The 17,163-nt window shown below is 67.1% G+C and carries 3 protein-coding genes; 1 reads left to right on the forward strand and 2 read right to left on the reverse strand.

Annotation, left to right across the window (positions count from 1 at the left end; all coding sequences use genetic code 11):
• Positions 1–229: 229 nt before the first annotated feature.
• The gene (locus tag AAFX91_RS05975; protein ID WP_394565853.1) at positions 230–13,792 is read right to left on the reverse strand and encodes a filamentous haemagglutinin family protein; all 13,563 of its coding nucleotides are present in this window, start codon (positions 13,790–13,792) and stop codon (positions 230–232) included.
• A 283-nt stretch (positions 13,793–14,075) separates the two neighbouring features.
• Positions 14,076–14,627, reverse strand: a complete 552-nt coding sequence (locus AAFX91_RS05980) for a hypothetical protein (RefSeq protein ID WP_394565854.1) — start codon at positions 14,625–14,627, stop codon at positions 14,076–14,078.
• 342 nt (positions 14,628–14,969) lie between these two features.
• On the opposite strand from AAFX91_RS05980, the gene AAFX91_RS05985 reads away from it, so the two are divergent.
• A complete protein-coding gene (locus tag AAFX91_RS05985; RefSeq protein WP_394565855.1) occupies positions 14,970–17,120 on the forward strand; it encodes a hypothetical protein in 2,151 nt (716 codons plus the stop codon).
• Positions 17,121–17,163: the final 43 nt, after the last annotated feature.

The following is a 17,163-nucleotide window of genomic DNA, read 5'->3' on the forward strand; positions in this document are numbered from 1 at the left end:
ACCATCGTCATCACCGGGCTTGTCCCGGTGATCTCGCTTAGGATGGCAGTGCTCTGCTGATCTGAAGCGGCAACGCACTGCCGCCTGATCGGGGTTGCCAGGACAAGCCCGGCAACGACAAAGAAAAATTCGTAGGGCGGATTAGCGCAGCGTAATCCGCCATCATGATCACCGCGCGACACGGCGGGTTACGCTGCGCTAACCCGCCCTACGACTGCCCCTCTTAAGACTACTGCGCCTCTTCGCGCCGGCGACGCTCATCGTCGTCATTGGTGCTCCGCATGCCCTGACCACCACCTCCGCTACTGCTCGGCGTCTCGCCATCGCCGCCGCCACCGCCATAGCCCACCACCTCGACGATGACGATGGAGGGCTGGTCATTCGGCTTGGCCGGCCCGGGCTGGCCGGCCTGTTGCGTAGCGGCGGTCGCGTTGTTGTTGACGGCCGCCAACGCGGTGTTGGGCGGCGGGGTGAACGCGAGGCCCGTCACGGTGCCGGTGGACTGGATGTTGAAGGAATTGAGCACGACCTGCGCCACCAGCGTGATGTCATTGCCGCGGATGCCCGCGGCGCCGAGATCGATGGTGCCGCGTGGCGCGACCAGGGTGACGTTGCTCCTGGTCGGATCCTGGCCCGGCAGCGTGACCAGGGCGGCGATACCGGCGCCGGTGATCAAGCCCTGCGGATTGGTGTAGCAGTAGCCGACGACCGTGCAGATCACGCTGACAGCCGGACTCGAGACATAGGTCTTCGGCCCCGAGCCGGCGTTGATGTCGCCATTGGCGACGAACAGGCCGATGTCGCCGCCCTGCTGGGTCATGATGCGGCTCTGGTTGACCAGGATGGAATCGTCGGCGAAGGCGCGGATGCTGCCGCCGCCGAGGGTGAGGATGCCTTCCTGGTTCGGCCGGAGGATGTCGAGCGAGGTGTGACCGACGGTGATGCCGCCGCCCGGGCCGACGATGTTGATGTCGCCGCCCATCTGGGTCTCCAGCACGGAGGCGGCGATGTTGAGCTTGCCGGTCGCGATCTTCGGCGTGGCATTGCCGTCGACGCTCAGGCTGTTGTCGGTGTAGCCCAGGCCCGCCGGGAACAATGTGGAGATCGCGGTATACGCGCGGGCGTACTGCCCGAAATAGGGGCTCGACGGATTCTTGTAGTCCTTGCCCACCTGGATCACGAAATCCAGGAAGGCGCGGTTGACCAGGAGGCGCTGACGCGCCGGCGACAGGCCCTGGAAGGTGGTCCAGGCCTGGTCGCGCGGCTGGCCGAGGGCGGTGGCAATGCCGGCGAGAAGGTCGATGCCGCCGGTGCCGGCACGGGCCGGATCGATGTACTGATTGATCGCCGCGGCATAATCGATGCCGGGCTTGACGCCGAACAGCACGTCGATCTCGGCGCCCTGGGCCGGCAGGTACGGCTTCACGGGGTCCGCGCCGACAGCGAACATACTTCCGAACGTATTGCCGAGCGCGCTGCCGTTGCCGAGCGTGGCAATGCCAGAGGTTTGCGACGGCTCGTACACCGACGGCGTGAACGGCCCGAGGTCATGGCCGGCCTGCAGCACGAAGGTGCCGGGCCCGTAGAGGACATAGGAACCGCCGACAAAATCATTGCCGGCGGCGATGCTGGTGATGTCGGAGGCGTTGTTGTTCTGGCCGATGAAAACAAACGGCTTCAGTTGAGCGCCGCTGCCGGTGGTCGCAGGCGCCCCCGACGGGGCGGTCGCCGCGTAGATATTGTTCCCCGCCTCGATCCGCGCCGGCTTGATCAGTTTCAGAACTGCCGGGTTACCCGCCGTGCCGGTGGCATCGATATCCTGGCCGGCCGCGATGACGACCGGGTTGGAATCGTTCGCGTGCAATGCCTGGGTCAGAATGGGGAGCGGTCCCCCGAGCGGACTGATGTAGTTGCCGTAGTCCAACCCGCCAGTCGATCCGAGATACTGAATGGTCCCGTTGATGATGTCAGGCATCGTCAGGCCCGCCCCGAGGTCGATGGAGCCGGCGGCGACCAAATTGATGGTCCCGGTGCTGTCTCCGCTCAGGGTCGGATACGGCACCAGGTTGGCGTTTCCGATGCCGTCGATGGACGTGGTGCCGCTGTTGAAGACGATGCTGCCGCTGAGCGCCGCCAGATCGAGCGTGGCCGGCAGCAGCAGCCCGATCGTGCTGGGAAGCAAGATCTCGTTGGGCGCCTTGCCCGCGAACAGCCCGGTGCTCGCCGCCGGCGCCACCGTCAGCGCCGTCACATCGCCGGTGACGCTGGTCAGCGAAATGCCGCTGCCGGGACCATAGCTGGTGAACAGGTTGCTCCAGATGGAATTGGATTCGCCAGCCGAGCCGGGCAGGTATCCGCGGGGCGTCCGCACTGTCGTGTTCAGCGGCAACGCGGCGGGATCGTAGACATTGCCGAGCGTCACCGAGCCACGCGCGCTCAGGGTGATGAAGCCGTCCTGCACCGCCAGCAGCAGCGGCAGCGCGTACGAGCCGGTGACTCCAAGGGTGTCGTCCGTCGTGATCCCCCTGGTCGGCCTGCCCCCGTTGAGCGGATTGCTGGTGGTAGCCTGCACCGCCCCGCCGACCCGGATCACGCCGGTGCCGCGGCCGACCAGGAAATTGCTGCTCAGGAGATCACCGCCGGCAGTCACGCTGAGGTTGCCGCCGCCATAGTAGGTCGCCTTCGCGTTCGCCGCGGTAAGGCCGCCGCCGACCACCAGTGTCTCCGGCAGTGACGCGCCGACGTCGACGATGTCGGCGCCCGCCGAGAGCGTGATGTTGCCACCGCCCAGCGCGCCGAAGCCCTGGAAGAAGGTGGCGTAGTTGATCCAGGCCGCGGTCTGGCAGGCAATCGATCCTGCGGCCGCGCAGTCCGCAAACGGCGTCGCGCTGCTGCCGTTCGACACGCCGTAATGGATATACCAGTCGCTCCACATCTGCCCCGTCGCGGCACCGACGACCTTGGTCTGGCTGCCGTCGGTGTCGGTCGGCATCTCGATGCCGATGATCGATCCGCCGGCGGTGACGGTCACCGCGCCACCGCCGGTGGCCCACGCCGGGGTGCTGACGAGGCCGTTCGGCGTATCCGTATAGGCCCTCGGCAATGTCGGCGCCTTGAAGTCCCCAGGCGTCGCAGTGGCTGCGCCGGCGGTGTAGACCGCGCCGGGCGCCACCTGGTCGAGCAGTTCGACATTGCCGGCAGCCGCGAGGGTGATGGAGCCGGTGCCGGTGCGCACCAGGGTCGGGATGTTGATGATCAAATTCGAGGGGTTGCCGAAGGGATCGGGCGTCGGCATCAAAACATTCTTGTACGACGTATGCCCGTCGATGGTGACATTCCCCGTGACGGTCGGCGGCAGCGACGACACCGGGATCACCGCATTCGGATCGACCGAGGGCGTGTCGTCAGACCTGAAGGCCGCCCCGGCGACGAAGTCGTAGGAGAACGAGCCCTTGCTGCCGCCGAGCCCCACCGGCATCAGCGCCGTGGCCGCCGTGGTGTTGTAAACCGGCGCACCCTGATAGATCGCCGGATTGTTGGCGATCTGGTTGGCTGGGGGCAGCGTCGACGGCAACGGCGCCGTCGGCGGAGGCATCGGCGCATATGTGTCCGCGAAAAGCGTGAGATAGGCCAGTGGCGCGGACGGCGGCGTGACTGCGAAGCAGGCCAGGCAGACCGGAACATCAATCCCGGCGACATTGTCAAGCGTTCGCGGCTTGCCGTTCAAGGCCGCGTCCAGCGAGCCCGGTGCGCCACTTCTGATCGGGCCGTTGGATTGCAAATTCGCATCGATGACACCAAAGAAATAGTTCTGCCATAGCGACGCGTAGTCGGTCCCTGTCCCCGGTTGGGCGCCGGATACGATGTTGTAGTAAAGGTAGGGGTTCGATGCGGTCGGCGCCACCGGGATGGATGGAGGGGGCACCAGCGGCCTGCTGTAGGGGCGCAGCCGTTCCGCCACCTCGGCATATGTGTAATAGGCGCCGCGACCAGGCGAACCCCCGCTAAAGGTGTCAGCATTGGTATTCCCCTGCACGATCTCCACCTGGTAGGCGCGATACATGTTCGCGTATTGAATATAGAACTGGTCGTACTGATCGATCACCTTTGCCAGCAGGGCCGGATCTCCCGACAGGCTTGAATCGTCGGTGAAGTGGCTTATGGGGGCCGGCTTCTGTAGGTGGAACTGCAGTGAATTGAACAGCGCAAGGTTTTCGGGCGTGTTGTCGAGGCCGAAGAACGCCGCGTTCACCTGCTGGGGGGGGGGGAGCGGGTCAAATGAAAAGACATTAGCCCTGTAGAATAGCACACCGTCCTGGAACAAACCTTCATAGGCGGCAAAGGCGGCCGATGCGGTTTCCAACTCGTAGGCCTCCGCCGCGTTGGTCGGCGTTCCTGCAGCCGGCTGATAGAAGCCGTCGCTGATGGTGGCGTTCATCTGCACGTTGTTGAGCGCGCGCAGCGCCAGCGTGCCGGGCTCGCCGGACCCCGTGCGATAGTAGAGCGTGGTGCCGGCGCCACCAAGAGGCGCACCGGCACCGAAATTCCAGTTGCTGGCGACGGTGATGTTGCCGTTGTTGATGGTCGAGCTGGGATTGACGAGATCGATCCCGGGCCGCAGGTGCAGCATGGACGTCGACGACAACGCCACCGCGGGAGCGCTGGATCCCGCGATCTGCAGCTTGGCCCCGGCGAAACTCGCCTTCACGGCATCCGCGTTGAACGGATTGTTGACGAAGCCCAGCAGCGTGTTCTGGTAGAACTCGACATGGGGCATGTAGGCCCCCTCCGCCGGCCGGTCGATCGTCGAGATGGGATAGAGGCCGTCGGCGGCAAAGATGAGCTGGGTCGGCTTGCCGTTGGTCAGGGTGGCGTCGAAGAATCCGGCGGGATCGATGATGCCGTCGAAATGCTGCCGGAGCTGTGCCTGCTGCTCCGGCGTCAGCGCGTTGTAGGCCGCAACCGTGGTGACACTGCCGCAACCGCCGGGGATCAGGGAGCAGCCGTCGGTGGTGCTCCACACGGCATAGGCGTTGAGCACCACGCCGCCGCCGCTTGCGTTGCCCAACGCGTCGGCATTGGTGATGACGGTGCCCTTGAAGTCGACATTGACGCCGCCGCTGGTCAGGATCGGCGCGCGGATGATCACCGAGCCGCCGGTGTTGTCGATGTTGGCGCCGCCGGGGCCGCCGCTGACATTGAAGATGGCGCCGTCGGCGACGCTAATGGCGCCCGATGTGGTCACGTTCTGGTAGCCGTGGGTGGCGTTCAGGGTGATCGTACCGGTGCCATCCTTGTCCGGCGTGCCCGTGGTGCCGAGGGTGATGGTGCCGCCCTTCTGCACCAGAGCGGACGTGCCGTTGGAATACAGCGGATCGCGGGGATCGTCGGCCACGTACGAGGCATTGAGAACCGCGGTCGCGCCGATCCTCACGCCGCCTTCGCCGGTGGTCGAGCCATTGACGATCCTGCCGGCGCCATAGAGCGCGATTTCGCCGCCGGTCGATCCGCTGGCGTCGATGGTGCCGTCCACGATCACGCTGCCGTTGTTCGCAACCAGCAGCACCTTGTCGGACGACAGGGTCTGGCCGGCGGCGACGGTGATGTCGCCGCCGCCGAGCCGCACCGTGAAGCTGCTGCTGAAGCCCGCTCCCAGCGGCAGCACACGAGATCCACCCAGGCGGTCGGCCTCGAGCGTGAAATCGCCGCCGAGATCCTTGAAGGCGGCATGGCCGTCAAGCGTGCCGTCGAGGGTCGCCGTGTTCGCGGCCACGACCGACAGCGATCCGGCAAAGCCGTTGCCGGCCGCAGCCACGCTCACGGTCGCGCCGGGATTGATGGTCACGTTGCCTGTGGCCGACACCAGCCGCACATTGCCGCCTGGCGCATCCTGGGCGAGATCGAGGACGGTGATGCGCGAGCCGGAGGCATCGATGAAAGCCCCCGCACCGAGCACGACATCGCCCGCGGTCGCAGCGAGGGTGACATTGCCGGACAGCGCGCGGATGGTGGCGTTGTCGGTGATCGAGCCGCCGCTGACGGCGAGCGCGCCGCCGATGTTGGTGGCGACGCCGGCCGGCGCGGTCCCCGCGCCGGTGGCGAGCGTCACATTGCCTGAGGTCAGGACCGATTGGGTCGCGCCGCCGTTGACCACGATCACGGGGGCGGACAGCAGCATGTTCGCCGACCTGGCGCCGCCGCCGGAGAAAGTGATGGTCGGGAGGCTGGAATAGCCGGTGCCGGCCTGGGTGAGATTCAGCCCGGAGACGACCAGGCCGGACACCGACGCGGTGGCCGTGGTCTGCGATCCGCCGCCGCCGCTGATGGTCACGGTCGGCGCACTGACATAGCCGTTGCCCCCACCGGTGACGGTGATGGCGGTGGCGTTGACCAGAGCCTTCGCCGCCGCGCCGCTCCCGCCGCTGCCACTATTATCGATGAAGGAGAATGTGGGCATGCTGGTGTAGCCTGCCCCCGGATTGGTGATGGTCACACCGGTGACACTGTACGACGAAACGTCGATGGAAGCACTGCCATCACCTGTCAGGCTATCGATAGTGAGGGAGTCGTAGAAAGAAACGGGGAAGCCGGACCCGGAGGAGATGAGCCTGACGCTGGTGATCGTGCCGTTGGAATCGACGACGGCCGTGCCGGTGGCCTTTACCTGGTTTCCGTTGGCGTCTGTTCCGAGGACCGTGACAACATCGCCGTTGCTGTAGCCGGAACCACCGTAGAAAACTGTAAAGCCGGCCACGCCCATCAACGCGGTCGCCGTTGCCCCGGAGCCACCGCCGCCAGAGATGACGACGTCGGGGATGCTGTTGAGGTAACCGGAACCACCGCTGGTGATCACGGCGCCGCCGACGTTGAAGGTCAGCGCCGCGACCGCGACCGGGCCGGTATCGAGGCTGCCGCTGCCGCTGAAGGCAATGGCCTGGCCGGCATTGAAATTGATCTGGCCGAAGCCGGCAAGGCTCTTGGCGCCGAGATCCTCGGTGATGGTTCCCGTGGCGTTCAGCGTCAGCGTGCCGCCGGTCCCGAGGATGCCGTTGCCGGTGGCGCCGCGGCTGTTGGCAAGCGTGATGTTGGTGGCGCTGACCGTGGTGCTGCCGCCCTCGCTGTAGAGCCCCGCGCCGTCGAAGGTCAGCGTGCCGATGGGATGGGAGGGATCGCCGATCCGCAGGCCGCCCGCGTCATAGAGATTGATCACCGTCGCGCTGCGCAGGCGCACCGAGACCGCGTCGTTGAAGTTCGCGAGCACCGCATCGTTCAGCACGATGCCGGACGAGCCGCCGCCGATGTTGATGACCGAGCCGGCGATGTCATAGTTCGCTGCTCTCAAAATTGCGTTGGACGCGAGCGTGCCGCTGCCGCTGGTGTCCAGCGTCAGCGCGTTGCCGCCGTCGATGATCGCACCGGCGCCGACGGAGAACGCGCCCCGCGGCACGGAGCTGCTCGGCGGCGTGCCGGGACCGGTGTATTGTCCCGGCACGAAGAACCGCGTGACGTTCACGACGGTGCCGTTGGAGACGCGCAACAGCGAACCGTCGCCGGTGATGCCTGCGGTGTATCCAGTCAGAACTCCCTGAGAATTGTACTGCGCGACAGGATCGGCGCCGAAGCTGATGTCGCGGCTGGTGCCGGCCGGCACCGTCCCGATCGCCTGGACAACGCTGCCGTCGCCGACCACGACGCCGCGGCCGCCGGCGAGCGAGACCAGCAACAGCTCCGGCCCGGTGAGCGGATGCGCCGCATCGTTGTCAATCTCGAGATTGAGCGCGGTCGCGGTGATGTTCTGCACGCCGTCGACGATCTTCGCGGTGCCGCCGATCATCACCGAGGACGCGGCGAGATCGCTGATCTGGTCGACGTCGAGCACGAGATAGCCGTTCCGGGTCGGAAGCTCTCCATTGGCCTCGCGTACCGCGACCAGAATATTCTCGCCGCCGATCTGGACCTGGCCGCCGCCGCCGACCAGGCCCGGCGCGAGAGCGCTGGTCCCCGGCGCGAAGCGGTTGGTGCCGGCAAGGTCAAGCGAGGTGTTCGCGCCGAGCAGCAGTACGCCGCCGTCGATCGGCAATGGCGGCGGGGCCTTGCCCGCGGCGAGCGCCTGGTTGCGGAAGAAGGTGGTGCCCGAAGTGATGTCGATGCGCGAGTATTGCGACCACGCCGCCTGCGACTGCAGCTGGAACATGGCGGTCTGTGACGATTGCGTGCCGGTGAGCGCATTGCCGAGCTTGCCGGTGACATACTGCGAGCCGTCGGGGCTGGTGAAGTTCACCGGCGTGTTCGGGTTGACGTTCCCAGCCACCTGCACCACGCGGTAGGCCCCGGGCAGCGTCGCATACATGCCGGGCAGCAGCGTATAGGTGCCGGCCGGGATGCTGCTGCCGGGCCCGATGGTCACCGACTGGCCCGGCGCGATTGCGTTGGGGAATGCCCCGCCGCTCGATGCGCTCGCGCCGGAATAATAAGGCTTATAGGCGAAGTTGGGATCATAGGCCGCGACCGCGGCCTGATAGGTCGGGACCAGGGCATAGACCTGCCGCCCGTCGTCGTATTGCGGTGTGACGGCGCCGGTCGCGAGGTTCTGCTGGTAGGTCGTCAGCACATTGCGGGTGCCGCCGGTGCCGCCGACGAATTCGGTGGCATAGATGTCGCCGCCGCCGTTCAGGTCCAGCACGGCGCCTTCGCTGGTGGTCACACGGTCGCCGAACAGGCTGATGGATTTGCTCGGCGGCGCTGACAGCACGGGCGGCGCGTTGTTGGTGGGATTGCTGTCAGTGGGAGAACCCTGGTACCAGGTGGTGCCGTCGACGGTGTAGCCGTCGGGAATGACGAGACCCGCCGCCGAGACCGAGGTCAGGCTGCCGGCGGCCAACGTCACGCTCTTCGTCGCAGTGAACGCGCTCGGGGCAAGGAGACCGCCAAGGCCGACGCCGGAAAGCGCACTGGCGAACTGGGTCGGGACATCGCCGGCGGTCCGCACGCCCAGGATGATGCTGCCGAGCGGCGCCCAGAGCGTGCCGCCCTGCACGATGGTCTGCGCGCTGAGCAGGATGCCGCCGCCGGCCGAGAGCGGCGCCGTCGGTGTCCCGTTCTGCGCGATGGTGATGGTGCTGGCGCTGTCGAGCTTGCCGGTCGACATCAGGACGAAGTCGGTGTTGCTGACCGGATAGATCTCGGCCGCCCTGAGCGTGAGGTTGCCCGGCGCGACCAGCGCCCCGCCGGAGGTCGGCCGTCCGGAACCGTTGCTGCTGGTGACAAAGCCATAACTATCCGGCAGCAGCCGGATGGCGGACGTGCTGGCGAAGCCGGCGGTAGCGATGTTGTCGAGCGCGATCCCGCCCTGCAGATCGATCCATTGCGCCGAGACATTCAGTGTGCCGTCGGCAAGGGTCGGGCTGCTGAAGCTACCACTCTGGTTCGGGGTGTCTCCGACAACGCGGACATAGCCGGCGTTCAGGTTCACGGTGGTGCCGCCGATGCCGGGGATCGTGCACCCCGTCCCGCAGGCCGGCGCAAAGGTCGCCGGATTGGCGAAGTCGATGCCCGACGGCAGCAGCCCGGTGCCCGCCGGCAACAGCACGACATGTCCGTTGTCCGCGCGCAGGGTCAGCGCGCCGGGGATTGTCACATCCACCGAACCGGCGAACGCGACGGCGGCACGGGCATTCAGGGTCACGGAATCGAAGCCGCTGTTGCTGAGCATGTCGGCGCCGATGAAAGCGCCAGCCGTGGGCGATGCGCTGGGCGCGGGCAGGTTCGCCGCGACACGGCCGGCCGGCTCGATGACAATCGCGTCGGGCAGGTTGAGGACCGCCACCGGCAGGAGGCTCGCGACCGCGCTGGGGATGGCGACATCGCCGATGGTCAGGCTGCCGCCCGTCGCCAGCGGCGCGCCGCCGGCTGCATCGATGCTGCCGGCAAAATAGAGGCTGGAGCCCACGAGTTGCAGCTTGCCGCCATTGCTCCAGGCAGCCTGCCCGACCAGACGCGGCGCGAGCCCGCCCTGCGGCTGCTGGATCAGGTTGCTCTCCGCGGCGACGGCCGCGCCCTGCAGATTGAACTGCGCGCCCGGCCGCACCACCACGGTGTTGCCGCCGAGCGTGATGGTGCCGCCATCGAGCAGCGCGCCGGTGGAATACGCGACAACCCGCGGATTGGGCACGAACACGCCGCCGACATCGAGCACGGCGCTGGAGCCGATCGAGACCTCGCCGAACACATTGATGGCGCCGCCGGGCGCAACGATGCTGCCGAGCACGGTGACGTCGCCCAACGCAGACGTGATGTTGTTGGGTCCAACGACGATTGCATTCCCCCCGACCAGGCTGACGGTCGCCCGCGGATCGGCCACAATGGCGGCGCCGCTGTCGATGACAACGCTGGTCCCGTTCAATGTCAGGCTGAGCGGCTTACGCAAGCCGTCCGGCAGCAGCCCCGCGGACGCAAAATCGCGCATCGGCACGCCGGTCGGGATCTGCACGACACCGCCTGTGGGTGGCACGACCGTCGGCTGCTGCAGCACCACCTGCGTGCCGGCGGTGACTGTGGTTCCGCCATAAACATCATTCAAGGTATACTGCGAGAAACCGCCGCTGGTGAAGAATGAGGGTGACAGAACCAGCTGACCGGTACGGGCATCCGACACGGCGAAGCCCGCGGCGGACGACCCGACCCTGGCGGCTGTCGCGCTCGACACATAGGACGTGGCCTCTGCCGCCGCGCCGTCGATGACAATGGTCGGCACCCGCAGGGTCAGCGTGCCGCCGCCGTCGAAGCCTCCCGCATAGATTGTGCCGCCAAACAGCACATTGGCTTGATCGGGATGATTAGTCCCCGTCGGAAGGAAGTTATACGCGTTAGCCGGGGCCTGGGGGTCATTGCTGAAAAGAACCCACCGGTTGCCCCCACTCTTCGACGTGTATGTCTGAAGCGCCAGGCTGCCGCCCTGGCCGACCGGCAGGCCGTCGGATCCGGTCCTGAGCTTGCCGGTGGTGTCGACATAGCCACCTCCGGACACGTCGATGATGCTGCCGGGCGCCAGCACGATGCTCTGGGTGACGTCGACGAAGGTGCCGTCACCGCTGTCCGACGCGTTGCCGGCCGCGAGCGTCGAGATGCTCACGCTGCCGCCGTTGATGAAAGCCTGGCCCTCGAGCTGATCCGACAACAGGCCGGTGTCGTTGACCCAGCGGCCGCGCACGTTGAGCACCGCGTTCGAGCCAATCACCAGCGCCGGCGTCGGTGGCGATTGCGGATTGTTGACGGCATAGGTGAAGCCGGTGAGGCTGATCTTGCCGGCGGATGCGCTCAGCGTGCCGTCGATGGTGCCAACACCGTCGAGGGTGATGCTGCCGCCGGGGCGCACCGACAGGACGGCATTGGTCGCCATGTCGAGCTGGTGCGCGCCCGTGATCGTCACACTGCCGAGCGACGCATTGGAGAGCACGTCGGTGAAAATCGAGAACACGCCATTGGCGAGCGTCGGCGACCAGGTGGACGCATTGGTGAAGCTGAGGCCGCTCAGGCCATACGGGTCCGCTCCCGCATCCGCCTGCGACTGCAGCACCACGTTGTTCGGGTTGAAGCTGGTGGCATCGGTCGACGGCTTTGCGAAGCTGATGCTCAGCGACGCACCGCTCGGCATCTTGTCCAAGCCCGCGCGCTGGCGGGTGCCGGCGACCGCATTGCCGATGATGTTGTTGACGATCGGGTTGACGGCGGCCACGGTGACGGAGCCGGCATCCGCGCCGGCGATGTAGGCCGCCTCGTAGTGCGAGTAGCTGCCGCCGCCGAACGGATTGGAATAGATTTCGGTCAGCCTCGGGTCGACGGTGCCGTTGACCTTGTGCAGGACGGTGAAGCCGTTGGCGAAGCCGAGATAGGCGACGTTGGGATCGGCGCTGCCGATGTCGTAAATGCGCCCGTTGGCGCCGAGCAGGCGGGTGGTGGTGATGACGCCGCCGGTGTACTGCACATAACCGGCCGAGACATCGATCACCGCACCCGGCTGTTGCACGACGTTGCGGCCCGACGTCGTGAAGCTACCGCCGGCGGTGAGGATCTGCTGGATGCTCTGGGGGATCAGCCCGATATAGCCGTCCACGTCGATGATGGGCGAGCCGACCCGAGCATCGATCAGCACGGTTTTGCCGATGAGGCTCTTGGCGAGCGGACTGTCGGCCACCTCGGCGGAGGTGATCGTGATGCTGAGCTGGTTGACCGACATCGGCAGCGTCACGCCGGCGATGCCGGAGAGATCGATGGTGCTGCCTTTCTCGAGCAGGACCGTGCCGTCGATGCCGGCGCCGATCGTCAGCGCAGCGCCCGGCGCCTTGATCAGCGCGCCGGCGCCGCCAGTGCCGCTGCCCTGCACGTCGACACTGCCTATCGCCTGGATATTGATCGTCGGCTGCAGTACCGCCTGGAAATACGGCGACGCACCGTTGCTGCCGTTGACCGTGACTGAGGAATTCGCTGTTGCGGTCGGCAGCGTGCCGCTGCTCTCGTCCGGCAGGATCGTAGTCAGGCTTGATGCTCCGAGCACGATGTCGCCGCTCGCGCCACTCGCGCAGCCGCCTTGCGGGCAGACCGTGCTCAGGCTGATCGAGCCGGTGCGCGTGGTGGCGGTGGTGGCGACGATGCCGCCGAGTTGGTTGATCGCGCCGCCCGAGAGCGTCGCCGCGCCGTCATTGGAGACGAGCAGGCCGCCGGCCTCGTTGGTCACGGCGCCACCGCCGGCCACCACTTGCATCGCGGTCCTGGTTCCAACGTAGTTCGAAGGCGGCGTGACCAGGTAGACGGAGCTGTCCGAGGCGAGGATGATCTGGCCATTCTGGGTGGTGATGCGGCCGGCATTGCTGACGCCGCCGTCGGCGAGCAGCGCCACATAGCCGCCGTCGCCGGTGGAGGTGATCTTGGCGCTGGTGTCGATGATGGCACCGGGCTGGACGATGACCTTGCCCGTGCCGCTGCCTTGATTGAAGATCGCGGCACCCGAGCCGGTGACACCGGCCGCCTGCGGCACGTCGCTGAGCAGCGAGAACAGCCCGTTCTGCAGGAAGCCCTGGTAGTTGGTGGCGCTGAGCTTCGACGACAGATCCAGCGTCGAGGCGATCAGGGTGTGGACGTTGATCTGGCTGGTGCCGCTGAAGATGATGCCGTTCTGGTTGATCAGGTAGACCGCGCCGTCGGCCTTGATCGTACCCATGATCTGGCTCGGCGAGGCGTTCGACGCGACCCGGTTGAGCGCGGCCCAGCTCGCGTTGCCCTGCTGGTTGAAGTTGACCGTGGTGTCCCTGCCGACGTTGAACGACTGCCAGTTCAACACCGCCTGCGACTGCGTCTGCTCGATATTGACCGTGGTCTGGCCGTTGCTCGTCGTTTGCGTCGGGGTGTTGGCGCCGACCCAATTGGTGACTGGATTGGCGACGCCGGGCGCGGCGAGGCCGCTGCTCGGCACTAGTCCGCCGATGTTCAGACCGTTCGGGATCGAACTCGGCGCGCTCGCCGCGAGACCGCGCGCCGCGCTCTGCGCCGCCCGCAAGGCCTGGATCGCCTGCGCCGCGCGCGCCATCGATGCTTGCGTGTTCTGCGCTGCCTGTTGCGCCTGCTGGGCCGCGGCCTGCGCCGCAGCGGTCGCCGCTTGCGTGGCTGCGGTGTTCGCGCCCCATGAGCCGAACGGGCGGGCATGGGCTCCCGAACTGACCGCAATCGCGACCGTGCTTGCGCCGACGAGAAGCAAAGCGCGTCGCGAATTCAACCGGGGGCGGAGAAGCGAATGCATGCGGAGCCTTCCAAAGCAGCAGGTGATGCGAAACGAATACGACGCAACGCACCGGCCAGCCTGGAACCAGCCTGGCGCGATGCCGACAGGTCGATGATCGGCGCACGCATAGTCGCCTGCGCGACCGCCTGCACCCAAGCGGACGCACGTGACAATCCGTGACGCCTCTCCTCACTCTCAAGACAGGTTGAGACAGGCTAACGCGAAGCGATTCCGGAAAAAAATTTTAACCCTGGCAGGCGCGCGGGCCGGCGGCCGCGGACGATGCGAAACCAGCGTCATTTCAGTTGCTTGGCGCGACGCGAAGCTTGCGGATCTCGCGCAGGCGCTGCTCCACGGCCGAGCCCGCGGTCTTGACGCTCTTTGCCCCACCGCCGAACAGCGCGAAATCGACCGCGCGCTCGCCCTGGGTCAGCACCAGCCGGCGCGGCTCGATCCGCTCCACCTTCCAGCCGCTGACGTCGTCACCAGTGCGGACGCGCGTCACCTTGTCGCCCGTGCCGCCGGCGCGGATGGCGGCGCGGCCGTCGCCGTTCTCGCTGACGATGCCAAGCACCACCACACTCGGCGGCGGCGGAGGTGGCGGTGGCGGCTCCTGCCGCGCCACCGGTGCGACTGGTTTGGGCGGAGGCCGTCGCGTCGGCGAGAACAGCGGCTTGTCGCGCGTCGCGCCGAGCTCGGGCAACGGCTGCAGCTCCACCGGATTGCTGACGGCAACGTCACCACTTGCAGGCGGCTCTGCCGCGCGGGTAAGCGACGCGCACAGGCAAAGCGCAACCGTGATCGATACCCGCCACGAGACGCTCCTGCGCCCGCCATCCATGCGTCTCTTCATCTGGATCCCCGCGTGGTCTTCGACATACCGTCATCAGCGCGTGCAACTATCAAGGTGCATCACACGGCGGCGTGTTGCAAGACGTCATCGATGAACGCGTCGTGCGTCGACGTGTCTGCGTAAAGTGTTTGCGTCAAATCGGTGAACACGAATCACAACGCGGCATTCTCGCCATGCGCGGGATGTGAGCGCCGCTGTTACAACCGCGTCATCGAAGCCGAACACACTTCGCGCGCACGAGCGGACGACATCTTACCGGCGCTCGAGCTTTCAAGCGACACTTGAAGACATCGATACCAACGACATCGATACCGAAGAGATCGACAGTAGAGACGTGGCGTCATGCGTACGAGTCGCATTCCTGCCGGCCTTGCGCCGCTCGCACTCGGCGCCATGCTCATGGCCTCGGGCTCCATCGTGGAATGCGCCTTCGGCTTCGGGCAGGCGCGGGCTGCATGCACGCTGCAGGCGCGCGGCGGCGCGATCACGCGCGTGGTGCAGATTGAGCTCGACAACGTGCACCTGCGCCGTGACGACCCCAACGTACCGTCCGATCTCGAGCAGATGCCGCACCTGCGCGACTTCCTCGCCAGCAACGGCACCATCGGCAGCAACCATCACACCACGCCGCTGGCGCAGACGGCGACCGACACCCTCACCGTTCTGACCGGCCTGCACGGCGACCGCATGGGCGTGCCGATCGGCGACGGCAGCGGCACGTTCCGCAGCGACGGCAGCGTCGGCTTCGCCAGCGCATTCGGTTACTGGACCGCGAGCGGCGGCGACGGCAAGCCACTGATGCTCGCCGACACCGGCAAGACCGTGCCGGCGCCATGGGTGCCGTTCACCCGCGCGGGCTGTGACGTCGGCGCGTACGCGACCATGGGGCTGACGCTGCAGGACATCGCCGACGTCGCGACTGTGCTCGGGGCGTCGGAGGCGCGCGCCGCAGCCGGCGATCCCGCCAAGGCACGCACAGAGCTCGTCGGCGTCGCCATCCATTGCGCGCGCGGCAGCACGCTATGCAGCAACGCCCACGCACGGCCCGATCTTCTGCCCGACGAGCCCGGCGGCTATTCAGGTTTCAGCGCGCTGTTCGGCCACCGCCATGTGCAGCCCCCGATCTCGCCGAATAGCGCGGTCACGGACATCCAGGGTGACGTGATTGCCGACGACGCCGGCCATCCAGGCTTTCCCGGCGCGTCAGAGACAACGGCGGCGCAGTCTCTTGGCTACGCCGCGGCGATGCTGGAGGCCGGCGTGCCGGTGGTCTATGTCGCGATCGGCGATGCACACAAGCCGGCCGCGATCGCCGCGCGCCGGCGCAGCTTCGGTCCCGGCGAGCGCGACTACGTCGCAAGGCTCGCCGCCTTCGATGCCGCGTTCAAGGCGTTCATCGACCGGCTGGCGGCCGGCGGCATCACGGCGGGCAACACGCTGTTCATCGTGGTGCCGAGCGGCAACGACCGTTTTGTCGGCGGACCGCCGAGCCCGCCGGAGTGCGACGGCGTCGCCCTGCCCTGCAGCTATGAAGCGACCGGCGCGATCAATGCGTTCATCGACCGGTTGCTCTTCACTCAGCGTCGCAACGTCACAGCGTTCGACCTGCGTGCCGGCAACGCGCCGGCCTTCTACATCCACGACAACCCGCTTGCTGCCGACCCGCTGACGCGCACGCTGGCGCAGGACGCAAGCAAGCTCACCGCGCTCAACCCCGTCACCGGCAAGACCGACCGGCTCGCGGCGATGCTCGCCGACCGCGCGCAGATGCAACTGATGCACATGGTCACGGCAAGCCCGGCGCGCACGCCGCACCTCATCATGTTCGGCGATCCCGACTACAACAACCGGACCGCAGCGAGCCGCGCCGATTGCGCCACCCCGCCCGCCTGCGTCGCGATTGATCCAGACGTGGCGTGGGTCGGCGGCGACATGGCGCAGATCGCAGGCACGAGCTGGTTCGCCATAGCCGGTCCGGGCGTCGCCCATCTCGGGCAGACGGCTGACATCCTCTCCCATCACGCCGACCTGCGGCCCACGATGCTCGCCCTGCTCGGCCTCGCCGACAGCTACGTCCACGACGGCGTCGTGCTGGTGGACCTGCTTGAAGCGAATGCGCTGCCACTGGGGCCCGCAGGCGGCCGCGAGACATATGCAGCGCTCGCCCGCGCCTACAAGACCCTCAACGATCCGCTCGGACAACTCGGCCGCAACAGCCTTGCGCTCGCAACCCAAGCGATCAAGGGCAGCGATACAAGCTATCAGCGCTATCTCCGTGCGATCGGGGCCGTCACCGCCACCCGCGATGCGCTGGCGGGCGAGATGAAGGCCGTGCTCGACGGCGCGGCGTTCGCGCGCCGCCCGGTCAACCCGGCCGCGGCCCGCCCGCTGATCGACCGCGCCGGAGCGCTGCTCAACGAGGTTGAGGAGCTCGCCGGCAGCAGCATCGCACCCGCCGATCGTCCGTGGAAGGCGGCCAGCGATGCGCATTGACACGAGCGCGGCGGGCGCAGTCCGCGCGTCTCGCAGGAGAGCA

The sequence above is a fragment of the Bradyrhizobium sp. 31Argb genome (assembly GCF_043638955.1).
In the GTDB taxonomy this organism is placed as follows: domain Bacteria; phylum Pseudomonadota; class Alphaproteobacteria; order Rhizobiales; family Xanthobacteraceae; genus Bradyrhizobium.

What these genes read in the sequence shown, in the direction of transcription:
- AAFX91_RS05985 (WP_394565855.1), top strand. Translation starts at nt 14,970, where the DNA reads ATGCGTACGAGTCGCATTCCTGCCGGCCTTGCGCCGCTCGCACTCGGC.
- AAFX91_RS05975 (WP_394565853.1), bottom strand. Translation starts at nt 13,792, where the DNA reads ATGCATTCGCTTCTCCGCCCCCGGTTGAATTCGCGACGCGCTTTGCTT.
- AAFX91_RS05980 (WP_394565854.1), bottom strand. Translation starts at nt 14,627, where the DNA reads ATGAAGAGACGCATGGATGGCGGGCGCAGGAGCGTCTCGTGGCGGGTA.